The following is a 24,246-nucleotide window of genomic DNA, read 5'->3' as shown; positions in this document are numbered from 1 at the left end:
CATGACGCTCCTGCTCGCGGGGATCACCCACGACTACGGCGACGGTCCCGTGCTGCACGACGTGACCTTCGCCGTGGAGCCCGGGCGCGTGCACGCGCTGCTCGGGGTGAACGGTGCGGGCAAGAGCACGCTCGTCCACGTGGCCACCGGCGTCGTCGCGCCGACCGGTGGCCACGTGGAGCTGGACGGGTCGGCGGTGCGGTTCGCCGGCCCGGGGGACGCGACGCGTGCCGGGGTCACCCTGCTCTCGCAGGAGGTGGACCGCGCGCTGGTCGGCTCGCTGACCGTGCACGAGAACCTCACGGTCGGGCTGCTGCGCTCGCGCAGGACCCGGCTGTTCCACCCGCGGGCGAACCGGCGCGAGGCCCGGGCGCTGCTGGTGGCCGCCGGGGTGGAGATCGACGTGGACCGGCCGGTCCGCACGCTCGGGCTGTTCGAGAAGCAGGTGCTCTCGCTGGTCCGCGCGGTGGCCGCCGACGCGCGGTACGTGGTGCTGGACGAGCCGACCTCGTCCTTCGACACCCGGGAGACCGAGCGGTTCTACGGCGTGGTCGCGTCGCTGCGTGCGGCGGGGATCGGCATCGTGTTCATCTCGCACCGGATGGCCGAGGTGTTCGCGCTGGCGGACGAGATCACGGTGCTCCGCGACGGGCGGACCGTGCTGACCGGTGCGGCGGCCGACCTCGAGCCCGCGGAGGTGGTCCGGGCGATGACCGGCGCCGTCGAGCACGCCACCCGGCGCAGCGAGCGCGTGGCCGACCCGCGCCCGCTCGACCCGGCCCCCGCGCGCCCGGCCCCCGCGCGCCCGGCCCCGGTGATCGCGGCCACCGGCCTGGACCTCGGGCGTGGCCGCCGACCGCTGGACCTGACCGTGGCCGCCGGCGAGGTGGTCGTCGTCTTCGGCCCGCTCGGCACCGGCAAGTCCACGCTGGCCCGCACGCTGTTCGGCCTGGCCCGCCCGTACCGCGCACGGGTCGACGGGCGCACGGTCCGGGTCGCCCGTCCGGAGCACGCCGCCCGCCTCGGGATCGGCCTGGTGCCGGAAGAGCGCCGCCGGGACGGCCTGTGGCTGGACGAGTCGGTGCGCACCCACCTGGCGCTGAGCCGCCGCGGGCTGGTGCGCCGACGCGCCGAGGACGCCCGGGCCCGCACGCTGGTCGCCGCGTACGACGTGCAGCCCCCGACGCCCGCGCAGCTGGTCCGCCGGCTGTCCGGCGGCAACCAGCAGAAGGTCGCGGTCGCCAAGTGGGACGGCGCGGCGAGCCGGCTGCTGGTGCTGGACGAGCCGATGAAGGGCGTGGACGTGGCCGCCAAGGAGGCGCTGTTCCGCGCGGTGGAGCGCGCCGCCGACGCCGGGGCGGGCGTGGTCTACCTGACCGCCGAGCCGGAGGACGCGCTGCGGATCGCCGATCGCGTGGTCGTGCTGGACCGCACCGGCGTCGTCCTCGACCGTCCCGCCGCGGGCCTGGAGCCCGTCGACCTCATGCTCGCCGCCGAGCCGACCGAGCCCCAGCCAGCCACCCCCGACAGCACCCCCGAGAAGGTCGAGATCCCGTGACCGCCACCGCCACCCCCGACACCCGCGCGGCCGGCGCCCTGGACCGCGCCCGCGCCTGGATCACCGGTCCGACCGCCCGCGCGCTGGCCTACCGCTACGCCGCGGTGCTGGTGATCGTGCTGGTCGTCGTGTTCTTCTCGATCGTGAACGACAACTTCCTCACCTACAAGAACCTGGTGGACATCGTCCGCTCGGTGTCGGTGAGCGCGTTCCTGGCCCTCGGCGTGACGTTCTCGCTGGTGGTCGACGGCTTCGACGTGTCGATCGGCTCGATCGCGAGCCTGGCGACGATCGGGGCCGCCTCCGCGATGGTCTACCACCGGCAGGAGCTGCTGGTCGCGCTGCTGGTGCCGCTGGCGCTCGGCGCGCTGGTCGGCCTGGTCAACGCGTTCCTGATCGTCAAGCTGCGGCTGCCCGACCTGCTGGCGACGCTGGCGATGCTCTTCGTGGTGAACGGCGTGCAGCTGACGTACACGAACGGCTTCTCGATCTACCCCGGCGTCAGCACCGCCAACGGCCCCGCGCAGGGGATCGTGGTGCCGTCGTTCCTGTTCATCGGGCAGGGCGACGTGCTGGGCGTGCCGTTCGCGGTGGTCCTGCTGCTGGCCGTGGTGCTGGTGGCGCACCTGTTCCTCACCCGCACCACCACCGGCCGGCACATGGCGATGGTCGGCGGCAACGCGGAGGCGGCGCGGCACTTCGGCCTGCCGGTCGGGCGGCTGAAGACCTACGCCTACGTGCTCAGCGGCGTGCTGGCGGCGGTGGGCGGCATCGTGCTCACCGCGCGGATCGGCTCCGGCCAGGTGTCGGCGGGTGCGCCGATGCTGATGGACGCGGTGGCGGCGGCCTACGTCGGCTACGCGATCTTCGGGCAGAAGCGGCCCAGCGTGGTCGGCACCCTGCTCGGCGCGCTGCTGATCGGCATCCTGCTCAACGGCCTGACCATGATGAACGTGCCGTACTACGCGCAGGACATCGTCAAGGGCGGCGTGTTCGTCGTGGCGCTGGCCTTCGCCTTCCTGCGCAAGGAGCGCTGACATGACCACCCCGGACTTCGCGGACGGCTTCACCTTCCTCGGGCACAGCGACCAGGGCGGGCGGCCGGACGGCTGCCAGGTGATGGTGGCCGACGGCTACGCGTACGTGGCGCATGCCTTCTCCGGCGGCTTCTCGGTGATCGACGTGCGGGACCCGCGCGAGCCGCGCGACGCCGGCTTCGTCGCCGCACCGCCCGGTACGTGGAGCGTGCACCTCCAGGCCGCCGAGGGGCTGCTGCTGGTGGTCAACGCCAAGGACCTGTTCGCGGACACCGAGTTCCAGCGCGAGGCCGACTACTACACCCGGTCGATCGGTCAGCCGGCCCTCGGCGCGGAGCGCGGCTACGCCGCCGGGCTGCGGGTGTTCGACATCGCGACCCCCGGTCGGCCGCGGGAGATCGCGTTCCTGCCGGTGGAGGGGGTCGGCCTGCACCGGCTCTGGTACACCGGCGGGCGCTGGGCCTACGCCTCCGCGCTGCTCGACGGGTTCACCGACTACATCCTGGTCACGATCGACCTGGCCGACCCGACCCGCCCGCAGATCGCCGGGCGCTGGTGGCTGCCGGGGATGCACGAGGCCGGCGGCGAGACCCCGGACTGGGACGCGGGACGCTGGCGCTACGCCCTGCACCACGCGATCGTGCACGGGGACACCGCCTACGCGTCCTGGCGGGACGGCGGCCTGACGATCCTCGACGTGGCCGATCGCACCGCCCCGCGCCTGGTCGCCGCGCGCAGCTGGTCGGACCCGTTCGGCGGCGGCACGCACACGGCCCTCCCGCTGCCCGGGCGGGACCTGCTGCTGGTGGCGGACGAGGGCGTCGCGGACAACGCCGCCGACGGGATCAAGCACACCTGGGTGTTCGACGTCCGCAACCCGGCGAACCCGGTGAGCATCGCGACGTTCCCGCAGCCCGCGGAGGACGACTTCGTCGCCAAGGGCGGCCACTTCGGCCCGCACAACCTGCACGAGAACCGGCCGGGGTCGTTCGTCAGCGAGACCCTGGTGTTCGCGACCTACCAGAACGCCGGGCTGCGTGCCTTCGACCTCACCGATCCCTACCGGCCCGAGCTGGTCGCGTCCTGGGTGCCGCCGGCCCCGGAGCGGATGGTCGACACCCGTCCGGACCGCCCGCGGGTGATCCAGAGCTTCGACGTCTTCGTGGACGAGCGGGCGGTGGCCTACGTGACCGACTACAACGCAGGGCTGTACATCCTGCAGTACGACGGGGCCTGATCAGCCCTCGACGGCCCGCTCCACCAGGTAGGCGCGGCCGTCGGCGCCGACCACCCGGACGAACTCGGTGCGCAGCACCCGGTCGCGCTCGCGCTCGTCGGCGCTGATCGCGCGGTCGGGGGCGAGGGGGTCGCCGATCTGCGCGGGGCCGAGCACGCTGAGCAGCGCGGCGGTGCGCCGGTCCTCGGGATCGCCGATCGCTCCCATGTGCTGCTCCTCCTCGGTCGACTCGATCATGAGGGCACTCACGATCTGCTCACGAAGTATCGCACGCTACGCTCCCGGCATGCCCGATCCCGCCGTGACCGCCGCGCCCGCCGATCCCGCCGCGCCCGCGTCCGACCCGCTCGCGCTGGAGGCGCAGGTGTGCCTGACCGTCTCGGCGGCGTCCCGCGCGCTGGTGGCGTTCTACCGGCCGCTGCTGGAACCCCTCGGGCTGACCCACCCGCAGTACCTCGCGATGCTCGCGCTCTGGCAGCACGGCGACCTCTCGCTCGCCCGGCTCGCCGACCTGCTGCACCTGGAGCCCGCCACCGCCTCGCCGCTGGTCCGCCGGCTGGAGGCGCACGGCCTGGTCACCCGCACCCGCGCCGCCGGGGACGAGCGCACGCTGGTGATCGCGGTGACCGCGCAGGGCCGGGCGCTGCGCGAGCGCGCGGTCGGCATCCCGGGCGCGATGCTGGACGGGCTGCGGCTGGACGCCGACGAGGTCACCGCGATCCGCGAGGCCGCCGCCGTGCTGCTCGCCGCCTGCGAGCGCGCCGACCGGGGTGCCGCGTGAACGACCTGGGCTGGCGCGCCCAGCTGCTGCTCTGCTGGCCCCCGGCGGCCCTCGTGCTGGTGGTGCTCTGGCTCGGCGGGGCGGGGCTGCTCTCCGGGATCGCCGATCCGCAGACGCTGCCCACCGTGATCGGCTCGGTGCTGCTCGGCCTGCTGGTGTTCGTGGTGCCCGCGCTGCTGATCGGGCTGGTGCTGGCGGGTGTGGCCGTCGGCGCGGTGCGCCTGGCGCGTCCGGGGCGCGAGGACCGGCGCGCTGTGCGGATGGCCGCCGTGGTGCTGGCCGTCGGCGCGGTGACGAGCGTGGGCGCGTGGCTCGGCGGGGTCGGCGCGGCGGGGGAGCACGCGGTCGAGGCGGTGCTCGGGCCGCTGGCGCTCGGGGTGCCGGTGGCGCTCGGCGCCTGGTGGCACCTGCGGCGGCTGCGCGCGGCGGGGGCGCTGCCGGGGGCGTGATCCCGGCAGTCCCGGTGATCGGGTCGCGCCGAGCAGCACCGCGGCCCGCCGGCGGGAGCAGGTCGCTCCGCCGACGGGCCGGGTGTGTCGCACCGGGGGTGGGGTGCGGGTCGGGTGGCTCAGGCCGGGACGGGCTCCCGGGTCGGGGCCGCGGCGGCCAGCGCCTTCTCGGCGTCGGCGACCTTCTTGTACGCGGCGAGATCCGTGTAGAGCTCGGCGCCGGTGAGCGGGTTGCGCCGGGTCTGCACGATCGTGCGCACCTGGTAGACGGCCAGCGCCACGTTCGAGGCCAGCGAGATCGCGCTCACCAGGAACAGCGCCGTGGTGTTGTGCGAGGAGTCGACGGCGAACCTCGAGTCGGTGACGAACGCCGGGACGGCCATCGTGAACATCATCCAGAGCGCCAGGGTGTGCGCCCGGTGCTGCAGCCACGCGCCGCGCTTCATCACGAACGCGGGGATCGTGCAGGAGATCAGCAGGGCCGCGCCGGCGTAGAACGCGTGGTCGCCGACGCAGTTGTACACGTAGGCGAAGTTCCACAGGTCGTACGGGATGATCCAGAACCACAGCATGTCCGGCCAGACCATGTCGCGGCTCGTGGAGCGGCTGATCGTGATGCCGGCCCAGCCGCAGATCGTGACCAGGTTGAGGATGCCGGCGATGCCGTTCATGTAGTTCCAGGCGCCGCCGATCATGTAGACGCCGTCGTGGATGCCCTCGGTCATGCCGGCGACCTGGAAGTCACGGCTGACCGCCTCGGCGATGTTGATCGCGAGGATCAGCGGCGGGAACACCAGCGCCCACCGCTTCGCCGTCAGGTTGGGGTGGTACCGCAGGGCCATGAAGCCGAGGCACCCGGCGAGCGCCGAGTACACCTTGACCCAGTGGAACCAGGTGCCGGTGGACGAGCCGGCGCCGGCGGTGTGCGGCCAGACGAAGATCGTCAGCACGATCGGCAGGGCCACGAAGAACGCGAGCCCGGCGGCACGCCACCGACGGGTCACCTCGTTGAGGCCCACCAGCGCAGCGAGCACCGCGCACCACATGAGCGCGGAGTACCACGGGATCGACTCGAACAGGAACACTGCTGCCTCCTCGCAGGACGTCGCCGGGTCGCGGCGACGGGGATGGATGGGTGGATCAGTCGGTGGGGGCGTCGGCGCGGGTGCGGCCGACCATGTCGAGCCGGAGCGTCTGGCGGACCAGCGCGGCGAGCACGGTGTCCGGCACCCCCGGCTGGGTGCGGACCAGGCCGACCAGCCCGTGCACGAGCACCACGAAGGTCTCCCGCACGTGCTCGATCGCCAGCCCGTGCCGGGCGGAGTACGCCTCGACGGTGGTGATCTGGAGCGTGTCGACCACGGCGGCGACGGCGCGGTCGAGGAAGCGCTGGTAGAGGGCGGCGTTCTCGACCCGGTGCAGGTCGACGCGCAGCGGGTCCTCGCTGCCGATCTGCGCGCGGAGCAGGGCGATCACGTCGCGCAGCGCCTGGTCGATGTCGCCCACGGTCCGCTGCTCGTCCCACGCGCGCACCGAGTCCGCGAAGGCCTCGACCCGGCGGTCGAGCACCGCGTCGACCAGGTCCTGCGTGGTGGGGAAGTAGTGGTAGACGAGCCCGCGGGTGACCCCGGCGGCGCGAGCGACGTCGCTGACCGTCGTCTTGCTGATCCCGCGCTCGGCGTAGGCGCGCTCGGCCGCGTCGACCAGGGCCTCGCGGCGCTCGGCGGGGTCGAGCACCGTGCGCGGGGTCCTGCCGGTGGTCTCGCTCATGGGGACCACGCTAGGGGCGATTGACACATCGTCAATGGGACGATCGTCCGTCCCTCGCCCGGGTGACCCTGTGCCCGCGCTGTGCGCGCTCGTGCCCGCGCGCGCGTGCGCGCTTGTGCCTGCGCGCGCGTGCGCGCTTGTGCCTGCGCCGAGGTTGCACGAATGCAGGCTTCAGCGGCCGCGAAGGGTGCTTTCGTGCAACCTCGGCGGTGAGCGAGCGCGCGGCGCTCAGCCCTGGGCGAGCGTGGCGCGGAGGTCGGCGAGGGCGGCACGGATGCATGCGCCCAGCGCGCGATCCTCGCCCGGTGCGATCCATGCCTCGAAGCCGAGGCGGAACGCGGTGATCGCGGTCTCGGCGGCGAGGGCGGCGGTGCGGTCGGCGATGCCGCGGGCGCGCAGGGCGTCGGCGGTGGCGGCGGTGAGGTCGGCCATCTTGAGCAGCTCGCGCTCCATCAGCGGGGCGTCGGCGGCGAGGACGGCGGCGCGGCGACGGGCGAAGGGTCGGCGTCCGGCGAGGTCGGTGGTGGCGGCGACCACGGCGTCGACGGCGGCGGCCACCGGGGCGACCGAGGGGTCGGGGTGCGCGGCCAGTGCGTCGACGAGCCCCTGCCGCAGCGCCCCGGACCCGGCGAACAGCACCTCGCGCTTGTCGACGAAGTGCCGGAAGAACGTCCGCTCGGTGACGCCCGCGCGCTCGGCGATGTCGGCGACGGTGGTGCGCTCGAAGCCCTGCTCGGCGTACAGGTCCAGGGCGGCGTCGGTGAGGCGCGCGGCGGCGCCCGGCGTCCAGCGGGCCATGGGGGCGAGTGTAGTCATGTCAGGCGCTGACATGAGGGGTGTACCGTGATCGATGTCAGCAACTGACATCACCAAGGAGGCGCAGATGCGCATCGTCATCACCGGGGCCACCGGATGGATCGGCTCCGCGACCGCCCAGGAGCTGCTGGGCGCCGGGCACGAGGTCGCCGGCCTCGCCCGCTCCGACCGGGCCGTCGACTCCCTGCGCGCCGCCGGCGTGCGACCCGTCCCGGGCGACCTGGACGACCTCGACTCGCTGCGGCGCGCGACGCAGGACGCCGACGCCGTGATCCACCTGGCGTTCAAGCACGACTTCGGCGACTTCGCCGGGGCCGGCCGCACCGAGTTCGCGGCGGTCAGCACGCTCGCCGACGCGCTGGCGGGATCGGGCCGGCCGCTGCTGCTCGCCTCGGGCGTCGCCATGCTCGCCCCCGGGCAGGTCGCCACCGAGGACTCGGTCCCCGCTCCGAGCGGTCTCGGCTCTCCGCGCGGGGGCAGCGAGGCGCTGGCCCGCGAGCAGTCCGCGCGCGGCTTCCCCGCCGTGGGCCTGCGGTTCGCACCCAGCGTGCACGGCGTCGGCGATCACGGCTTCGTCGCCGAGCTGGTCCGGGTCGCCCGCGAGCGCGGGGTGTCCGGCTACGTCGGCGACGGCTCCGGGCGCTGGCCCGCCGTGCACCGCTCCGACGCCGCCCACCTGGTCCGGCTGGCCGTCGAGAACCCGGAGGTGCTGCCGGTGGTGCACGCCGTCGCGGAGGAGGGGGTGCCGACCCGGGACATCGCCGCGGCGATCGGCGACGCGCTCGGGCTGCCGGTGCGCTCGGTCGACCCGGCCGACGCGGCGGCGCACTTCGGCTGGATCGGCGGCTTCTTCGGTGTCGACGCCCCGGCGTCCAGCGCCCGCACCCGTGACGCGCTGGGGTGGCAGCCCACCGGCCCGACCCTGCTCGAGGACCTCGCCGCCGGCCACTACACCCGCTGACCCCGGGCTCGATCCTCATCGAGTGGGCACAGATGCAGGCTTCAGCGCTCGGGAAGCCTGCATCTGTGCCCTCTCGGAGCTGCGCGGCCCGCGCACCTGCGCGCCGCGCAGCGGTCAGAAGGTGAACGTGCGGACGCTGCCGTGCAGGTCGTCGGCGAACTGCGCCAGCTCCGCGACCGAGGTGCTGAGCTCGGTCATCACCGAGGCCGACGTCTCGGCATTCGACGCCACGCCGGTGATGGTCTGCGCGATCTCGCTCGACCCGGTCGCCGCCTCGACCACCCCGCGCGACATCTCGTCGGTGGTGGCGGTCTGCTCCTCGACGGCGGAGGCGATCGTCAGCTGGTAGTCGTTGATCGACGCCACGATGCTGCTGATCTGCCCGATCGCCTCGACGGCGGCGGTGGTGTCGGCCTGGATCGCCTCGACCCGGTGCGCGATGTCCTCGGTGGCCTTGGCGGTCTCCTGCGCGAGCTCCTTGACCTCGCCGGCCACCACCGCGAAGCCCTTGCCGGCCTCCCCGGCGCGGGCGGCCTCGATGGTGGCGTTCAGGGCGAGCAGGTTCGTCTGCTCGGCGATGCTCGTGATCACCTTGACGACGTTCCCGATCTCCTGCGACGACTCGCCGAGCCGGGCGACCTGCTCGTTGGTCTCGGTGGCGACGGCGGTCGCGCGGGAGGCGACCTTGGCGGCCTCGGTGGAGTTGCGGGCGATCTCCTGGATCGAGGCGCCCATCTCCTCGGCGCCGGCGGCGACCGCCTGCACGTTGCGCGAGACCTGCTCGGCGGCGGAGGCGACCACCCCGGCCTGCGCGGAGGCCTCGCGGGCGCCACCGGCGACCTGCTCGTTCGCGGCGGACATCTGCTGCGCGGCGGCGGCCAGCGTCTCGGAGCGGTTCACCACGCCGGACAGGGTGGAGCGCAGCGCGTGCTGGGCGGTCGCGAGGTCCTGCGCCATCGCGCCGATCTCGTCCCGGCTGCGCACGTCGGCGGCCACGGTGAGGTCGCCCCGGGCCATGGCGGAGAGCGCACCGCGCACCCGCTCCACCGAGCGGCGGATCGACCCGGCCATCACGAAGGCCAGCGTGAGCACCACGGCCAGCGCGGACGCCAGCGAGACGACCAGCAGCCAGATCGAGCGGGTGGCCTCGGTCTCGGCGGCGTCGGCCAGGGTGTTGGACCGGGCGATCAGGTCCTGGTCGAGCTGGTCGAGGTCACCGGCGAACACCGTGGTCAGCGGCAGGGACACGTCGGCGAGCAGCGTCTCGTAGGAGTCGTCCTCGGGGGCGGCCAGCGCGGCGGGGGTCAGCTGCTCGTCGCGGACGTCCAGCCACTCCTGGTAGTGCTCGCGGAATGCCAGCCACGAGTCGAGGTCGGCGGCGTCGGTGGCGGCGAACTCGTCGATCTTCTCCTGCTGGCCCGCGTCGTTGTCCTCCTGCCGGCCCAGCCAGTCCTGCTTGGCCTCGGGCGACTGCACGGCGGCGAGGTTCGCGATCGTCATGCGTGCGGCCTGCTGCTTGATGTGGATCTGCGAGCGCAGGTAGACCGGGCCCTCCTGGATCGCGGCCAGCTCGGCGGTGGTGTCCGCGACGTGCCGCAGCGAGGACACCGCGATCACACCGGTGCCGATCGCGACCACCCCGAGCAGCCCGACCACCGCGAGGATCTTGGTGCGGATCGACCAGTCCCGCAGGCCGCGGGCGCGGGTCGGTGCGCCGGTCGACGGGGTGGTGCTGGGCGTGCTCATGCGATCTCCGTTCAGCGGGCGGCGACCGTGCGGCCGCCGTGCGTTCACCCGCTCCCATCGCGTCGCACGCGCTCGCCCTGAGGGTCGCGCACTCGTCGTTCACCCGTCCGAGCGCGCGAATCGGCACGTCACCGGGGGTGCGGGCCGGAGGCAAGGGACCTCCGGACCTCCCGCCGGGTGAAATCGCGTGGCCTCAGCCCTGCTCGGCGACCTCTCCGACACCCGCCTCCGACGCAGCGCCCGCGGCGTCCGCGGCGGCCTCCGCGTCGGCCGTCGCCGCCCAGCTCGCCAGCAGGCGCAGCGCGTCCGCCGAGGGGCTGCCGGGCTCGGCGGTGTAGACCAGCAGCGTCAGATCGGGCGCCGCGGCGATCGACATCGAGTCGTACATGAGCTCGAGCTGCCCGACCACCGGGTGCCGGATGTGCTTGCGCCCGCCGCGGTGCAGGTGCACGTGGTGCGCGGCCCACCGGGTGCGGAACTCCTCGGAGCGGGTGGACAGCTCGCCGACCAGCGCGGTGAGGGCCTTGTCGTAGGGGTCGCGCCCGGCGGCGGAGCGCAGCACGCCCACGGTGTCGTCGGCGGCGCGCTCCCAGTCCACCCAGAAGTCCTTCGAGCGCGGGTCGAGGAAGGCGAAGCGCGCGTGGTTGGCCGGGGCGACGGGATCGCGGAACAGCTCGGAGTACAGGGCGCGGCCCAGCCGGTTGGTGGCGAGGATCGTCAGCCGGTCGTCCCGGACCACGGCAGGGGCCCCGGTCATCGCGTCGAGCATGGCGACCACGCTGAGCGGCACCGTCGGCAGCCCGGCGCCGGTGGGACGGCGGCGGGCGCGGGCCGGTCGCGGGGTGGCGGCGCGGGCGAGGTCCTGGAGGTGGATCCGCTCGGCGTCGTCGAGCTGCAACGCCCGCGCGAGGGAGTCGAGCACGCTCTCGGACACCCCCGCGAGATGTCCCCGCTCCAGGCGCACGTAGTAGTCGCTGCTGACCCCGGCCAGCATGGCGACCTCCTCGCGGCGCAGCCCGGCGACGCGGCGCTGACGCCCGTAGGCGGTCAGCCCGGCCTGCTCCGGGGTGAGCCGTGCCCGGCGCGACCGCAGGAAGTCGCGGATCTCGTCGCGGTTGTCCATGGCACGACGGTACGTCCGCGCCGGCCGCGCAGGGAGGTCCTGCGAGTACCCCCGCCCCGGCCCTGCGCGCGCCCGGCCATGCGCCCGGGGGAGGGGTCGTCGGGGCCGCGTCGCGCCCACCCCGGGCGGCGCGGCCCCGACGAGTCGCGGGGTGGGTCAGCGCGCCATCGCCCGCGCTGCGCGCATCCCGAACACCGCGGCCGGTCCGATGGTCGACCCCGGCCCCGGGTAGGTGCGGCCCATCACCGACGCCGAGGCGTTGCCCGCCGCGAACAGCCCCGGGATCACCGAGCCGTCCTCGCGCAGCGCCCGCCCGTCCACGTCGGTCAGCACGCCGCCCTTGGTGCCGAGGTCGCCGATCACCACGCGGAACGCCGTGAACGGTCCGCGCTCGATCGGCCCGAGGCAGGGGTTGGGGTGCACGGTGGGATCGCCGTAGTAGCGGTCGTAGGCGGAGTTGCCGCGCCCGAAGTCGCCGTCGACGCCGGAGCGCGCGAAGCCGTTGAACCGCTCGATCGTGGCGCGCAGCCCGGCGGCGTCGATCCCGGTGCGCGAGGCGAGCTCGGCCAGGCTGGGGGCCTTGACCATGATCCCGGCCTCGGTCATCGCCTTCGTCGCGCGGGGGTCGAGCACGAAGGAGCGCAGGTAGCGTCGGGCGTGCCGGGCGTCGCCGATCAGCCAGTAGGCGCCCTCGGCGTCGTGCTCGAGCATGTGGTGCCCGAGGTCCACGTAGGACTCCGACTCGTTGGCGAACCGCCGGCCGTGGGCGTCGACCATGATCGAGTAGGGCAGCGAGCGCTCGCCGACGATGAACGCGGGCTCGCCGCCGGGCGGGGCCGCCACCGAGGCGCCCCACCACGCGTCGTCCATCAGCTCGACGGCGGCTCCGACCTGCTGCGCGAGGGTGATGCCGTCGCCGAGGTTGCCCGGGTTGCCGGAGGACGCCCCGTCGATCCCGTGGTGCTCCTTGCGCCAGGCGGTGTTGTGGTCGAACCCGCCCGAGGCGATCATCACGCCGCGGGTCGCCCGCACGGTGCACGGCTGCCCGTCCCGCCGGGTGCGCACGCCGACCACGCGCCCGTCCTCGACCACCAGCCCCTCCACCGGTGCGTCCAGCCAGAGCGGCACGCCCTGGTCGAGCACCACGGCCTTGAGGAACGAGATGGCCAGCGCCGCGCCGATCCCCGCGAGCCGCTGCCCGCGCACCGCGCCGCCGAGGGTGCGCGCCACCAGCCCGGCCCCGCGCACGAAGCCGCCGGGGGTGGACCACGCGCGCTCGATCAGCCACATGTCGTCGGTCTTGATCGGCAGCGCCGCGGGTGCGCGGCAGGTGCGCCACCACTCACCGATCGTGCCGGTGCCCAGCGGCTTCGCCTCGATCGCGCGGCCGATCTTCCCGCCCGGCAGCTCGGGGTAGTAGTCGGGGTAGTCGGTGGCGCGGCTGAACACGATGCCGTGCCGCTGCGCGGTGGTGACGAAGTCGGCCACCCCGTCGACGAAGGCCTCCTTGCGCTCGCGGGAGGACGCGCGGCCGACCTCGCCGACGCAGGCGTCCAGGTAGTCCAGCGCCTCCGCGCGGGAGTCGCCGACGCCGTCGGCGCGCATCAGCGGGTTGTCCGGCAGCCACATGCCTCCGCCGGACATGGCGGTGCTGCCGCCCCACTTCTCGGTGCTCTCCAGCATGAGGACGCGCAGGCCGGCGTCGGCGGCACCCAGGGCGGTGGCGAACGCCGCCCCTCCGGTGCCGACCACGACGACGTCGACGGTCTGGTCTGCGGGCGCGGTCTGTGCAACGGGCATCGCGGCCTCCATCGATGCGGACATCAGTGTCCGTTTCCTTGGTGCCGCCAGCATGCGCGCTGCGCCGCGCGGTCGCAAGGGGTCGGAGGTCCCGGCCCGCGTGCCCGGCGCGCGTGTCGGCCCGAGCGCCCGGCCCGCCCGCGCCGCGTCAGTCCGCGGCGGGCAGCACCAGCGTGGGTGCCGGCAGGTCCTCCGGGGCGTCCGGCGCCTCGTGCAGCAGCCCGCGCAGCGCCAGCAGCAGCGTGCGTCGCACCGAGGCGGGCACCCGGTCCGGGGTCTCGCCGGTGAGCACCCCCTCCACCATCGCGAACACCAGCCGCACGTCGTCCACGGTGACGTCCGGGCGGGCACGGCCGTCGGCGCGGGCCTCGTCCAGGGCGGCGGCGAGCAGCGTGCTCGTGCGGTGCTCGACCTCGACGATCCCCGGGGTGGTGCCGTGCGCGGCCCGCACCGCCGGGAACATGCCCGGGGCGCCGACCTGGAGCGCGCTGATCTCGACCAGCAGGTGCTCCAGCAGCCGGCCGCGCGGCAGCCCCGCCACGTGCTGCTCCAGGGCGTCCACCCGGGTCTCGTACATCGCGGCGATCAGCGCGGCTCGATCGGTGAAGTGCCGGTAGAGGGTGCCGCGTCCGACGCCCGCCCGATCGGCGACCCGGTCCAGCGGCACGGCGGCGCCCGACTCGCGGAACACCGCCTCGGCCGCCGCGACGATCCTCGCGCGGTTGCGGACCACGTCCCGACGCTGGCTCATCGCAGTGACAGTAGCGGCGGAACGCCTGGTGCGCGGCCTGTCGTGCGCCTAGTGTCGGCAGAAGCGGACACCGATGTCCTCTTCGCCGCATCCCCGGCACGGTCCCCCCGGGCCGCGAGGCCGCCGCGTCCGCCCGCACGACCCGTCGGGCCACCCGCCGGACGGGACCTCGCTCGCCCAAGGAGACCCCCATGACCACCGAGCGCTTCACCGGCCGCACCGTCCTCGTCACCGGAGCCGGCTCCGGCATCGGCCGCGCCACCGCCGTCCGCCTGCTCGACGAGGGCGCCACCGTCGTCGCCACCGACGTGGTGGCCGAGCGGCTGGACGACCTCGCCGCCGCCTCGCCCGCCGACCGGCTGCGCACCGTCGTCGGCGACGTGGCCGACCAGGCGGTGATCGGCACCCTGGTCGACACCTGCGCGGGCCGGCTGGACGGGCTGGCGAACGTCGCCGGGATCATGGACGGGTTCCTGCCCGCCGGCGAGGTGGACGACGAGACCTGGGACCGGGTGCTCCGGGTCAACCTCACCGCCCCGCTGCGGCTGATCCGCGCCACCCTGCCGCTGCTGCTCGACGGCGGCGGGTCGATCGTCAACGTCGCCTCGGAGGCGGCCCTGCGCGGGTCCGCCGCGGGCGCCGCGTACACCGCCTCGAAGCACGGGCTGCTCGGCCTGACCCGGTCGACCGCCTTCCTCTACGGCCCGCAGGGCGTGCGGACCAACGCCGTCGCCCCCGGGCCGGTCGCCACCGGCATCGAGGCGCCGATGCTCTCGCCGCTGGCCGCCGGGCGGGTCGGCCCGCTGCTCCAGGTGGTCGGCCTCCAGGTGGCGCAGCCCGAGCAGCTGGCGGCCGCGATCGTGTGGCTGCTGTCCGACGAGTCGTCCAACGTGAACGGCGCGGTGCTGCCCAGCGACGGCGGCTGGTCGGTGGTCTGAGGCGGTCACCCGGCCCCGGGGCGCATCCTCGGGGCCGGGCGCACGACCGCTCAGTCGAGCGGGTAGTCCACGTAGGCGAACGCCGTCCCGTCCGGCGACCAGCTCGGCACGTTGATCGTGCCCTGGCCGCCGTGCAGCGCGATCCGCAGCAGGGGAGCGTCCCAGTCGTCGGTGGCGACCACCCGGATCTCCACCGGCAGGTCGGCCGGGTGCCCCTCGGTGCCGGTGGGGTACACCAGGTAGGTCGCGCGGGTGCCGGTGGGGTCGACGTGCGGGAACCAGTGCACGTCCGCGCCGTGGGTCAGCCGTTCCGGGGTGCCGGTGCCGTCGGCGCGCACCCGGGCGATCTGCGCGTGGCCCGGTGCCTCGGTGAACATCTCGGTGCTGAACAGCACCCAGGTGCCGTCGGGGCTGAACTCCGGGCCGTCGTCGGGGCGCGGGCTGTCGGTCAGCGGCCGGTCGTCCGTGCCGTCGGTGCCGATCAGCCGCACGTTCGCCGCCGCCCACCAGTCGTCGCCGGCGGGCTCCAGCGCGACGTAGGCCAGGGTGCCGCCGTCCGGGCTGACCCCGTGCAGGAAGTGCAGCCGGCCGTCGTCGGCGGTGATCCGGCGCGCCGGCCCGCCCGCGCGGGGCACCGCGTGCACGTGCCGGTCGTCGGCGGAGGCGTAGACCCACCGGCCGTCGGGGGAGAGCACGTGGTCGTTGTTCACCGGCGGCAGGTCGGGGCAGTCCAGCGGGGTCGGCGTGCCGCTGCCGTCGGCGGGCAGGTCCCACAGCAGGCCCGCGCCGTTGAGCAGCAGCGTGCCGTCGGCGTCCCAGTTCGGCGCCTCCAGCAGCAGGTCGGCGGTCTCGTGCACCAGCCGGCGGCTGCCGTCCAGGCCGGCGACCCACACCCGGCAGCGCTGGCCGGGGGCGAGCGTGCGTCCGTGCGGGGCCGGGGCGGCGTCGTCGGCGGTCATGCGTCGACCGTAGCGGTCGGCACGGCGGCGGAGCCCTGCTCCAGCGCGGCACGGCTGATCGCGCGGTGCGCCTGCGGCGCGGTCAGGTCCACCACCAGCTCGACCGTCGGGTCGGCGAGCAGCTGCTCGACGGTGCCCCAGCCGGGCACCCCGAACTGCGCGGCCCGCAGGTGCGCGCGCTCCGGGTCGTGGTCGGCGACGAACCGCACCACCACGTCCGGTGCGACGGTGAGCGTCCTCAGGTGCTCCTCGCCGATCACGCCCGCGCCGACCACGCCCACACCCAGCGGCCTGTGCTCCACGGCCCGTCCTCCCGTCCGGCGCGCCCTCGCGCCCTCGCTGCTCAGACCTGAACCGTAAACGAGTGTTCGCGTTTCGGGCAACGGGGCCTAGGCTGCCGGGATGACGACCACCGGCACGCGCGGCCCCTACCGCACCGGCGTGCGCACCCGGGCCCGCGTGGTCGAGGCCGCGATGGAGGCCTTCGGCCGGTACGGGTACCGCGGCGCCACCGTCCAGGTGATCGCCGAGGCCGCCGGCATGTCGCCGGCCGGGGTGATCCGGCTGTTCGGCTCCAAGGAGCAGCTGATGCGCGCCGTCGTCGACCACTGGGACCTCGAGTCCAACCGGATCGCCCGCGAGGCCGGCGACCACGGGCTCGCCTTCCTGCGCGCCATGCCCCTGCTGCTGCGCGCGCACGCCGAGCACCGTCCGCTGCTGGAGATGCAGGCCCGCCTGCTGGTCGAGGCCGCCGAGCCGGAGCACCCCGCGCACGAGCAGATCGTCCAGCGCTTCCGCGCCGTCGGGGACCTGTTCGCGGTCGAGATCCTGCGCGCCGGTGCGGACGGGGAGATCGCCCCGCTGAGCCCGGCCGAGGCCGCCGAGGAGGCCCGGGTGCTGATGGCGATCATGGACGGGATCCAGCAGCAGTGGCTGCTCGACCCGGAGGTCGACATGGCCGCCGCGTTCTCCCGGCACCTCGAGCGCTGGGTCCTCGGGCTCGCCCGCGAGCGGTGAGCACGGCGCGGCGTCAGAGCCCGAGCAGCGGGATCCCCGCGAACAGCAGCAGCAGCGCCAGCAGCATCGCCCCGGAGAACCGCAGCGAGTCGCGCCGACCGCCCGCGGACCGCCGCAGCCGGGCGGAGCCGCGCAGCGCGACCAGCGAGGACGCCGTCCACGGCACCGCTGCCAGCGCCGGCCACGCCGAGCCCCGGTCGACCGCGGCCCACACGGCGACCACGGCCATCACCGGCATCAGCCAGCCGAACATCTGCGCACGCCACTGGTACCAGGGCTCGTGCCCGGGATCGCGGCGGACCCGTCCGTGCGGGGCGTCCGGGTCGACGTGCCGCTCGCCCTGTGCCAGCGGCTCGTGGTGCTCGACCAGGCCCGGGACCGGCCCGGGCGCGGACGGGCGGGTGGATCGGGGCACGACGACGACGCTACGCGCCCGCGCGTCGGTCGGTCGACACAGGCCGCTGACCTGGGACGATCGTCCCAGAACGATCGGGAACCGCTTGCCGATCATCTGACGGGCGACATAGGGGGTGCCCGTCAGGCTCCACCCGCCTCGAAAGGGAACCCTGTGCTGCGACCGACCCGGATCCTGCTGCGCGACGGCGAGACCCGTGCCCTGCTGCGCGCGATCGACCTGCGCGGCCACACCGTGACGATCGAGGGCACCGCCGCCAGCCTCCGGGTGGAGGACGCCACCGCCGACAGCCTGCTGGTCGACGCCCCGATGGCCCACCTGGAGCTGATCGACGGCGAGTCGATCCACTACACCGGCGCCGGGCGGATCCTCGACTCCCGCGAGCTGCGCTACCTGCGGATCACGCTCGAGTTCTCCGACGTCGCCGCGCGACCGCTGCCGCGCACGCGCTGAGGTCCGGCCTCAGCCCGGCGCGGTGAGGAAGACGTCCAGCGTCCCCGGCAGGTGCGCCTGCACCAGGGCGCCGAACACCACCAGGTCGAACAGCAGGTGCACCGCCACCACGTAGGGCAACGAGGTGCTGCGGGCGAAGATCCACCCCTGCACCAGCGCGAACGGGATCGTCAGCACCGGCCCCCACTCCCGGTAGCCGAGCTCCCAGAGGAACGACACGAACACTGTCGCCTGGAGCAGGTTCGCCGTCCACAGCCCGTAGTGCCGGCGCAGCAGCGCGAACACCGTGCACACGAAGAACAGCTCGTCCCAGATCCCCACCGCGTTCACGCCGAGGAACAGCCGCGCCACGTCCTGCCCGCCGTCCAGCGCCGGCCAGTTCCGGTACGCCCCGGACCCGATCAGGTAGAACGGCAGCACCAGGTACCCCACGGCCACCACCACCAGCAGGTAGACCCACTGCCAGCGCTCCCAGCGCCGCCCGGTCGCCACCGGGAACCGGATGGTCCGTTGGCCGAACGCCCACCGGGACAGCGCCCACGGCACCAGCACCGCCAGCGACAGCGCCACGGTGAACCGCGCCATCCCCGCGTCCGACAGGTCCGCCACCAGCGAGATCGACGACACGATCGTCATGCCGACGCCGATCAGCGCCAGGTCGCGCCCCAGCCCGCGGTCCACCGCCAGCCCGAGCAGCACCCCTGCGACCAGGGGCAGGTACCCCAGCGGCCGCAGGTGCACCCCGAACAGCAGCACCGCCGACCCGCACACCAGCGCCGCCGCGAGCAGCCGCACCGGGGAGCCGACGTCCCACGGCGCGCGGACGTCGTCACGCGGGTGGCCGGCGAGCGCCGGTGGGGCGGCGGACGTCACCGCCCCAGCGTGCCGCAGCGGGCGCGGGGTCGCGCGGCGACCCGTTGACGCGGCCGCGACCTCGGAGGATCCTCGGCGGTATCCGTCCGAGGCGAGGGGGCCCTGATGCGAGCGCTGCGATGTCTGGTCGGTCGGCACGACTGGGTGGTGGAGCGGAACCCGGAGAAGGGCGGCGCGGGCGCCCAGTACGAGGTCTGCACGCGCTGCGGCGAGGACCGGGCGGTCTTCGAGCCGAGCGACGGCACGTCCCTCGCCTGGCTCGGGCTCGGCGGACCCGGCGGTCCGGGAGCCGGCGCGGCCTGAGCGCGGGTGCTCAGCCGCGGGCGTCGCCACCGAGGCGAGGATCACAGCGCGGCTGGGCCCAAGGTCACGCGATCTGCCCCGTAGGGCCCGTCAAGCAGGGTCTCCACCGGGCCCCACGACGTCCAGCACGCGGCTGCGCGCTACGCATCGGTGCCGTCGCGGGAGCAGGGTGAAGGGGTGCAGACCGACGAGCAGGCGCCGCAGGACGACGTCATCCAGCAGGCACGACGCCACGCGGCGCTCGTGCGGGAGCACGTCGAGCAGGCGCTCGACCTGGCCGAGGAGCAGGGCGGGCCGTTCGACTTCACGTCGCTGGCCATCGCCGCGCACTGCTCGGTGGCCTACCTGCGCAAGCACCGGGAGTTCGCCACCCGCATCCGGGCGCTCCAGGCGACGGTGCCGGGGGATCCGCAGGACCCGGTGCGTGACGACCTGACCCGTCGGCTCGGCGAGGCGGAGCGCGCGGTGGTCGAGCTGTCGGGCCGGGTGGCGCGGCTGGACGCGGAGAACGCGCGCCTGCGGGGGCGGCTGGTCGAGGTGCTCGGCCGGCGTCCGGACCGCACCGGGACGGCACGCCTGCGCGGCTGATCCGGCGGGACGCCGGGTGCGGGTCGGCTCAGCCCTGGAACCGCTGGACCCGGTCCGGGTGCAGCACCAGCCGGACCTGGTCCTCGGCGAGCATCGTCGCGAGTCCGGCGGCGTGCACCGGATCGTCCAGGTCCCAGTAGCGCGCGGCCAGACGGGCGGCGAGGTCGTGCGCGCCCTCGGTGGTCAGCGTGACGGCGCCGGAGACTGCGACCCAGTGCTCGGGCTCGCCGGCCGGCGCCGCGACGACGATCGACGCGCGGGGGTCCTGCCGCAGCCGCCGCACCTTCAGCGTGCCGGGGCCGGTGAACAGCTGCACCGTGCCGTCGTCGGCCGCCTCGAACCACACCGGGCGCGGCTGGGGCGGGACCGGGCCGGCGGCGACGGTGAGGAACCCGTGCAGCGGGCGGCGCAGCAGGGCCAGGTCCTCGGGGGTCAGGTCGCTCATGACCCCATCACAGCAGCCGTCCGCCGGGACCGCCCGTCACCGGACGGTCACACGCGTCCGGCACCTGGGTCCGGGCTCCCGGCGCGCGAGCGCGCGACCTAGCGTCGACCGGGACCGCACCGGCCCACCCAGGAGGACTCCCGTGGCCCCCACGCTCCCCGCCCTGATCGATCCCTCGGCCCTGCGCGCGGCGCTCGCCGACCCGGCCGCCGACGTCGTCGTGCTCGACGCGTCCACGTCGCTGGTCACTCACGGCGAGGGCGAGCCCTACACCGCCGGACCGCTCCGCGAGCAGTACCTCGCCGCGCACGTGCCGGGGGCGGCCTTCGTCGACGTCACCGGCGAGCTGTCCGACCCGGACGGCCCCTATCCCTTCACCCTGCCTGCGGCCGAGGCGCTGGCCCGGGCCTTCGGCGCGCTCGGGATCGGTGACACCACCCATGTCGTCGTCTACGACACGGTCGGCTCCGCCTGGGCGACCCGGGTGTGGTGGCTGCTGCGCTGGCTCGGGCACGACGGCGTCTCGGTGCTGGACGGCGGGCTCGCCGCCTGGCAGGCGTCCGACCTCCCGACCGCCGCGGGCGCTGCCGACGACGAGGCCGCCCGGTCCGCGGTCGCGGTGCTGACGCCGCACGAGCGCCCCGCGCTGCTGGCCACGCTGCCGCAGGTCGAGCAGATCTCCTCCGGGGCGGTCCACCGGCTGCTGGTGAACGCCCTGGACCCCGCGACCTTCCGGGGCGAGCAGGAGACCAGCACCTACGCCCGGCGCGGCCGGATCCCCGGCAGCGTCAACCTCCCGCTGTTCACCCTGCTCGACCCGCAGACCGGTCGCTTCCTGCCGGTGGACGTGCTGCGCGAGAAGCTCCAGGCCGGCGGCCTGCTCGACGCCGAGGGGGCCGTGACCTACTGCGGCGGCGGCATCGCGGCGACCCTGCCCGCGTTCGCGGCCTTCCACGTCGCCGGGGCGGAGGTCGCGGTCTACGACGGCTCGCTGTCCGAGTGGACCGCCGAGGAGCGGCTGCCGGTGGCGGTGGGGTAGCGACGCGCCGGGGGTCGCGGCGTCGCCGGTCGGGTCGGGGGTACTCTCGGTCTACCTACTATGTAGTAGGTAGACCGACCTCGGCCCGACGACGACGTGGGAGCAGCTCCATGAAGATCACCACCTGGACCAGCACGACCGAGCACGAGCGCTTCCGCGACCTCGGCACCGTCGATCCCGGCCCGATGACCCGGATCCCCGACGTGCTGGTGCAGCTCGACGACGAGCGCCAGGAGATCGAGGGCTTCGGCGCCTGCTTCAACGAGCTCGGCTGGACCTCGCTGAGCCGGCTGAGCGCGGAGCAGCGCGCCGAGATCTTCCGCGAGATGTACGCCCCCGGCGTCGGCGGCTCCTTCACCACCGGCCGCATGCCGATCGGCGCCAACGACTTCTCCCGCGACTACTACTCCTACGCCGAGGTGCCGGGCGACCTCGCCCTGGAGCACTTCAGCATCGCGCACGACGAGGAGACCCTGGTCCCGTTCATCCGTGCCGCGCAGGCCGAGGCCGACGACCTGCGGATCTGGGCGTCCCCGTGGTGCCCGCCGCAGTGGATGAAGACCAACGGCCACTACGCCTCCTCGCTGCCCTGGGCCGACGGCGTCGAGACCGGCCTGCGCGAGGACCAGGTGCAGGCCGAGGGCACCGACTCCTTCATCCAGGACGAGGCGCACCTCGCCGCCTATGCCGCGTACTTCGGCAAGTTCGTCGACGCCTACCGCGACCGCGGCATCGACATCGGCATGGTGATGCCGCAGAACGAGTTCAACTCCGCGCAGCCCTACCCGAGCTGCACCTGGACCCCCGCCGGCCTCGCGGCCTTCGTCAAGCACCTCGGCCCGCAGATGCGCGCCCGCGACGTGCAGGTCTTCCTCGGCACCGTGGAGCGCCCGAACACCGCGCTGGTCGCCGGTGTGCTGGACGACCCCGAGGCCGCCGCCGAGATCTCCGGGATCGGCGTGCAGTGGCACGGCAAGTCGATCGTGCCCTTCCTGGTGCGCGACTACCCCGACCTGCCCGTCTACCAGACCGAGCAGGAGTGCGGCGACGGCAAGAACGACTGGCGCTACGCCCGCTACTCCTGGCGCCTCATGCGCGACTTCCTCAACGACGGCGCCAGCGCCTACCAGTACTGGAACCTCTCGCTGGACCGCGGCGGCGTCAGCCGCTGGGGCTGGTCGCAGAACTCCCTGGTGGTCGTCGACCCGGAGACCGCCACCTTCGAGTACACCCACGAGTACCAGGTGCTCAAGCACGTCAGCCACTACGTGCGCCCGGGCGCCCGCCTGGTCCCGACGCTGTCCTACACCGGCTTCGACAACCAGGTCGCCTTCCGCAACCCGGACGGCTCGCTGGTGATCGTCATGCAGAACGACACCCGCGAGGACACCCCGGTGCAGATCCTGGTCGGCGACGAGGTGATCGAGCCGGTGCTGCCCGCCGACTCGCTCAGCACCTTCGTGATCGAGGTCTGACCCGGGCGCTCCCGCGGACGACGACGGCCCGGCCCCGCGTGGGGGACCGGGCCGTCGGTCTGTGCGGGGGTCGTGCTCAACGCTGGCGGGCGAAGCCTTCCAGACGCACCTGCCGCGACCGGTCCAGGTGCGCGGCCATCGCCTCGCGGGCGGCGACGGGGTCGCGGCTCCGCAGGCCGTCGAGGACCCGCGCGTGCTCGACCCGGGTGGCGGCCAGGTCGTCGGCGAGCTCGGTGCGGGCCCGGTCGTGGATCCGCAGCTGGGCCGTCAGGCGGGTGAGCAGGCCGGTCACCGTGGGGTTGTGCGCCGCGTCCCACAGGGCCTCGTGCCACAGGGTGTTCAGCCGTCGCTGCTCCTCGGGGGAGGCGTCGGCCGCGTCCTCGCCCAGGCTCTCCAGCCGGGCGAGCTCCAGGGCCGAGCGTCGGTCGGCGGCGCCGGCCGCGGCGAGCGACTCGAGCGCGGTGCGGGCCTCGTAGATGTCGAGCACGTCCTCGGGCGTCGCCGACCGGATCCGGTAGCCCCGTGCGACGCGTTCGAGCAGGCCGTCCTGCTCCAGCCGGGCGAGCGCCTCGCGCACCGGCGTGCGTGACACGCCGTACCGGGTGGCGAGCCCGGACTCCTGGAGCACGTCGTGCGGTGCGAACGCCCCGGTCAGCAGGTCGGCGCGCAGCCGCGTGTAGTGCTGCACGCCGATGTCGCTGCGCAGCGTCTCGGACACCTCGGCCTGGGTCATCCCGATCCTTTCGTGTGCGTTCGTATACAACAGTATCCCGAATGGCGAACGGCCGTTGTGGCGTGCGCGATCCCCGGTCTACCGTCGCCGACGATCCCCCGATCCGAGGAGCACCCGTGCCGAGCATGCCGCGCACCACGACCGCCACGCGGTCGTGTCCGTGTCGCCGCTGTCCCTGACGCGCCCTCGTCTCCCTCCGGCGAGCCGGCGCACCCGGCCTCGTCCGCTCCCCGCTCGCACGCCGCGATCGGGCACGCCCCCGGAGACATCTCGTGCACCAGATCCTCGCCCCCCTCGCCCCGTCCGCCGGGGGCCGGCCGACCAGCTGGGTCGAGCTCGCTGACCGGGTGCACCGGCTCGCCGCCCGCGCGTCGGCGACGGTCGGCGCAGCGGGGACCCGGGTCGTCGCCGTCGACGGGTTCTCCGGATCGGGGAAGACCTGGTTCGCCGAGCGGCTGGGCCGTGCGCTGGACGCCCCGGTGCTGCACGTCGACGACTTCGTCCCCGGCTGGCACGGCCTGGACGAGGGGATCGCCGCCCTCGGCCGCGACCTCGTCACGCCCTGGTCGCACGGTCGGACCGGGACCCCGCTGACCTACGACTGGGGCACCGGGTCGGCCGGCCCCCGGCTGGACCTCCCGGCCCCGGAGGTGGCGGTCCTCGAGGGCAGCGGCATCGCCTCGCTCGCGTCCGGGTCCGGCGTCTCGGTGCGGATCTGGGTGCACGCCGCGCCGGCGGTGCGCGCCCGCCGCCTCGACGCCCGCGCGGACCGCGTCGAGTACCTCCCGTTCCGGGCCGTCTGGTCCCGGCAGGAGGAGGACCTGGCGGGCCGGCACGCGACCCGGCGCCGCGCCGACCTCCGCGTGGTCCGCGCCGACGCCACCGGTGCCCACCTCGGCGCCCTCCCACCGCCCTCCCGCACGCCCTCCCGCACGTCCACCCGCACGTCCTCGAGCCCCGACCCCGCCTGAAAGGCCCA

At 74.6% G+C, this 24,246-nt stretch carries 28 protein-coding genes; 14 read left to right on the top strand and 14 right to left on the bottom strand.

Going from position 1 to position 24,246, the window contains the following annotated elements:
• The first annotated feature begins 1 nt into the window (after position 1).
• The 3 genes from ACZ5HG_RS14105 to ACZ5HG_RS14095 are packed head-to-tail and all read left to right on the top strand — an operon-like array spanning position 2 to position 3,832.
• Entirely contained in the window at positions 2 to 1,558 is a 1,557-nt protein-coding gene (locus tag ACZ5HG_RS14105; RefSeq protein ID WP_464177344.1) for a sugar ABC transporter ATP-binding protein, read from the top strand.
• On the top strand, positions 1,555 to 2,595 hold the full coding sequence (locus tag ACZ5HG_RS14100) for an ABC transporter permease (RefSeq protein WP_464177341.1): 1,041 nt from the start codon (positions 1,555 to 1,557) through the stop codon (positions 2,593 to 2,595). Before ACZ5HG_RS14105 ends, ACZ5HG_RS14100 begins: the two co-directional genes overlap by 4 nt.
• A gap of 1 nt (position 2,596) precedes the next feature.
• On the top strand, positions 2,597 to 3,832 hold the full coding sequence (locus ACZ5HG_RS14095) for an LVIVD repeat-containing protein (RefSeq protein WP_464177339.1): 1,236 nt from the start codon (positions 2,597 to 2,599) through the stop codon (positions 3,830 to 3,832).
• Here ACZ5HG_RS14095 and ACZ5HG_RS14090 read toward each other — a convergent pair whose 3' ends face one another.
• Positions 3,833 to 4,069, bottom strand: a complete 237-nt coding sequence (locus ACZ5HG_RS14090; protein ID WP_464177337.1) for a hypothetical protein — start codon at positions 4,067 to 4,069, stop codon at positions 3,833 to 3,835.
• Between the two features lie 49 nt (positions 4,070 to 4,118).
• On the opposite strand from ACZ5HG_RS14090, the gene ACZ5HG_RS14085 reads away from it, so the two are divergent.
• Both ACZ5HG_RS14085 and ACZ5HG_RS14080 read left to right on the top strand, forming a co-directional pair.
• Positions 4,119 to 4,613, top strand: a complete 495-nt coding sequence (locus tag ACZ5HG_RS14085) for a MarR family winged helix-turn-helix transcriptional regulator (RefSeq protein WP_464177335.1) — start codon at positions 4,119 to 4,121, stop codon at positions 4,611 to 4,613.
• Positions 4,610 to 5,062 (top strand): hypothetical protein, encoded by a 453-nt coding sequence (locus ACZ5HG_RS14080; protein ID WP_464177334.1) that lies wholly within the window; start codon positions 4,610 to 4,612, stop codon positions 5,060 to 5,062. Before ACZ5HG_RS14085 ends, ACZ5HG_RS14080 begins: the two co-directional genes overlap by 4 nt.
• A 119-nt stretch (positions 5,063 to 5,181) precedes the next feature.
• Here the strand turns inward: ACZ5HG_RS14080 and ACZ5HG_RS14075 are convergent, their stop codons facing one another.
• The 3 genes from ACZ5HG_RS14075 to ACZ5HG_RS14065 all read right to left on the bottom strand — a co-directional run bounded on the left by ACZ5HG_RS14075 (position 5,182) and on the right by ACZ5HG_RS14065 (position 7,630).
• Positions 5,182 to 6,147, bottom strand: a complete 966-nt coding sequence (locus ACZ5HG_RS14075) for a DUF5692 family protein (protein ID WP_464177332.1) — start codon at positions 6,145 to 6,147, stop codon at positions 5,182 to 5,184.
• 55 nt (positions 6,148 to 6,202) lie between these two features.
• Positions 6,203 to 6,832, bottom strand: coding sequence for a TetR/AcrR family transcriptional regulator (locus ACZ5HG_RS14070; RefSeq protein WP_464177330.1), 630 nt, complete (start codon positions 6,830 to 6,832; stop codon positions 6,203 to 6,205).
• A gap of 228 nt (positions 6,833 to 7,060) precedes the next feature.
• Positions 7,061 to 7,630, bottom strand: coding sequence for a helix-turn-helix domain-containing protein (locus ACZ5HG_RS14065; protein WP_464177328.1), 570 nt, complete (start codon positions 7,628 to 7,630; stop codon positions 7,061 to 7,063).
• 52 nt (positions 7,631 to 7,682) lie between these two features.
• On the opposite strand from ACZ5HG_RS14065, the gene ACZ5HG_RS14060 reads away from it, so the two are divergent.
• On the top strand, positions 7,683 to 8,609 hold the full coding sequence (locus ACZ5HG_RS14060) for an SDR family oxidoreductase (RefSeq protein WP_464177326.1): 927 nt from the start codon (positions 7,683 to 7,685) through the stop codon (positions 8,607 to 8,609).
• Between the two features lie 114 nt (positions 8,610 to 8,723).
• On the opposite strand, the gene ACZ5HG_RS14055 is transcribed toward ACZ5HG_RS14060, so the two are convergent.
• The 4 genes from ACZ5HG_RS14055 to ACZ5HG_RS14040 form a co-directional block, all read right to left on the bottom strand.
• The gene (locus ACZ5HG_RS14055) at positions 8,724 to 10,355 is read right to left on the bottom strand and encodes a methyl-accepting chemotaxis protein (protein ID WP_464177324.1); all 1,632 of its coding nucleotides are present in this window, start codon (positions 10,353 to 10,355) and stop codon (positions 8,724 to 8,726) included.
• Between the two features lie 193 nt (positions 10,356 to 10,548).
• Positions 10,549 to 11,478, bottom strand: coding sequence for a helix-turn-helix transcriptional regulator (locus tag ACZ5HG_RS14050; RefSeq protein ID WP_464177322.1), 930 nt, complete (start codon positions 11,476 to 11,478; stop codon positions 10,549 to 10,551).
• A gap of 156 nt (positions 11,479 to 11,634) precedes the next feature.
• Complete coding sequence (locus ACZ5HG_RS14045; RefSeq protein WP_464177320.1) at positions 11,635 to 13,278, bottom strand: FAD-binding protein; 1,644 nt, start codon at positions 13,276 to 13,278, stop codon at positions 11,635 to 11,637.
• A gap of 148 nt (positions 13,279 to 13,426) precedes the next feature.
• Positions 13,427 to 14,029, bottom strand: a complete 603-nt coding sequence (locus ACZ5HG_RS14040) for a TetR/AcrR family transcriptional regulator (protein ID WP_464177318.1) — start codon at positions 14,027 to 14,029, stop codon at positions 13,427 to 13,429.
• A 191-nt stretch (positions 14,030 to 14,220) separates the two neighbouring features.
• On the opposite strand from ACZ5HG_RS14040, the gene ACZ5HG_RS14035 reads away from it, so the two are divergent.
• Entirely contained in the window at positions 14,221 to 14,967 is a 747-nt protein-coding gene (locus tag ACZ5HG_RS14035) for an SDR family NAD(P)-dependent oxidoreductase (protein ID WP_464177316.1), read from the top strand.
• Between the two features lie 50 nt (positions 14,968 to 15,017).
• Here ACZ5HG_RS14035 and ACZ5HG_RS14030 read toward each other — a convergent pair whose 3' ends face one another.
• The gene (locus tag ACZ5HG_RS14030; protein ID WP_464177314.1) at positions 15,018 to 15,926 is read right to left on the bottom strand and encodes a TolB family protein; all 909 of its coding nucleotides are present in this window, start codon (positions 15,924 to 15,926) and stop codon (positions 15,018 to 15,020) included.
• Positions 15,923 to 16,228 carry a Gfo/Idh/MocA family oxidoreductase gene (locus ACZ5HG_RS14025; protein WP_464177312.1) on the bottom strand — a complete coding sequence of 102 codons (306 nt, stop codon included), beginning with the start codon at positions 16,226 to 16,228 and terminating at the stop codon, positions 15,923 to 15,925. Before ACZ5HG_RS14025 ends, ACZ5HG_RS14030 begins: the two co-directional genes overlap by 4 nt.
• A gap of 100 nt (positions 16,229 to 16,328) precedes the next feature.
• Here ACZ5HG_RS14025 and ACZ5HG_RS14020 point away from each other — a divergent pair, with 100 nt between their 5' ends.
• Positions 16,329 to 16,943 (top strand): TetR/AcrR family transcriptional regulator, encoded by a 615-nt coding sequence (locus ACZ5HG_RS14020; RefSeq protein ID WP_464177310.1) that lies wholly within the window; start codon positions 16,329 to 16,331, stop codon positions 16,941 to 16,943.
• Positions 16,944 to 16,956: 13 nt separating this feature from the next.
• On the opposite strand, the gene ACZ5HG_RS14015 is transcribed toward ACZ5HG_RS14020, so the two are convergent.
• The gene (locus tag ACZ5HG_RS14015; protein ID WP_464177308.1) at positions 16,957 to 17,358 is read right to left on the bottom strand and encodes a hypothetical protein; all 402 of its coding nucleotides are present in this window, start codon (positions 17,356 to 17,358) and stop codon (positions 16,957 to 16,959) included.
• A gap of 153 nt (positions 17,359 to 17,511) precedes the next feature.
• Between ACZ5HG_RS14015 and ACZ5HG_RS14010 the strand changes: the two genes are divergently transcribed.
• The gene (locus ACZ5HG_RS14010; protein ID WP_464177306.1) at positions 17,512 to 17,811 is read left to right on the top strand and encodes a hypothetical protein; all 300 of its coding nucleotides are present in this window, start codon (positions 17,512 to 17,514) and stop codon (positions 17,809 to 17,811) included.
• Positions 17,812 to 17,820: 9 nt separating this feature from the next.
• On the opposite strand, the gene ACZ5HG_RS14005 is transcribed toward ACZ5HG_RS14010, so the two are convergent.
• Complete coding sequence (locus ACZ5HG_RS14005; RefSeq protein ID WP_464177304.1) at positions 17,821 to 18,684, bottom strand: CPBP family glutamic-type intramembrane protease; 864 nt, start codon at positions 18,682 to 18,684, stop codon at positions 17,821 to 17,823.
• A gap of 105 nt (positions 18,685 to 18,789) precedes the next feature.
• Between ACZ5HG_RS14005 and ACZ5HG_RS14000 the strand changes: the two genes are divergently transcribed.
• Together ACZ5HG_RS14000 and ACZ5HG_RS13995 are read left to right on the top strand one after the other, a co-directional pair.
• Complete coding sequence (locus ACZ5HG_RS14000; protein ID WP_464177302.1) at positions 18,790 to 18,987, top strand: hypothetical protein; 198 nt, start codon at positions 18,790 to 18,792, stop codon at positions 18,985 to 18,987.
• 177 nt (positions 18,988 to 19,164) lie between these two features.
• Positions 19,165 to 19,575: a hypothetical protein gene (locus tag ACZ5HG_RS13995; protein WP_464177300.1), complete on the top strand. Its 411-nt coding sequence runs from the start codon at positions 19,165 to 19,167 to the stop codon at positions 19,573 to 19,575.
• A gap of 28 nt (positions 19,576 to 19,603) precedes the next feature.
• Here ACZ5HG_RS13995 and ACZ5HG_RS13990 read toward each other — a convergent pair whose 3' ends face one another.
• Complete coding sequence (locus tag ACZ5HG_RS13990) at positions 19,604 to 20,020, bottom strand: pyridoxamine 5'-phosphate oxidase family protein (RefSeq protein WP_464177298.1); 417 nt, start codon at positions 20,018 to 20,020, stop codon at positions 19,604 to 19,606.
• A gap of 142 nt (positions 20,021 to 20,162) precedes the next feature.
• On the opposite strand from ACZ5HG_RS13990, the gene ACZ5HG_RS13985 reads away from it, so the two are divergent.
• On the top strand, positions 20,163 to 21,059 hold the full coding sequence (locus ACZ5HG_RS13985) for a sulfurtransferase (protein WP_464177296.1): 897 nt from the start codon (positions 20,163 to 20,165) through the stop codon (positions 21,057 to 21,059).
• Positions 21,060 to 21,169: 110 nt separating this feature from the next.
• Positions 21,170 to 22,534, top strand: coding sequence for a glycoside hydrolase family 30 protein (locus tag ACZ5HG_RS13980; RefSeq protein WP_464177294.1), 1,365 nt, complete (start codon positions 21,170 to 21,172; stop codon positions 22,532 to 22,534).
• A 76-nt stretch (positions 22,535 to 22,610) separates the two neighbouring features.
• On the opposite strand, the gene ACZ5HG_RS13975 is transcribed toward ACZ5HG_RS13980, so the two are convergent.
• Positions 22,611 to 23,267, bottom strand: a complete 657-nt coding sequence (locus tag ACZ5HG_RS13975) for a GntR family transcriptional regulator (RefSeq protein ID WP_464177292.1) — start codon at positions 23,265 to 23,267, stop codon at positions 22,611 to 22,613.
• A 272-nt stretch (positions 23,268 to 23,539) separates the two neighbouring features.
• Here ACZ5HG_RS13975 and ACZ5HG_RS13970 point away from each other — a divergent pair, with 272 nt between their 5' ends.
• A complete protein-coding gene (locus ACZ5HG_RS13970; RefSeq protein ID WP_464177290.1) occupies positions 23,540 to 24,238 on the top strand; it encodes a nucleoside/nucleotide kinase family protein in 699 nt (232 codons plus the stop codon).
• Positions 24,239 to 24,246 lie beyond the last annotated feature (8 nt).

The organism is Cellulomonas sp. GTC20042, from assembly GCF_055389595.1.
This window is presented reverse-complemented; position numbering and strand designations above follow the sequence as displayed.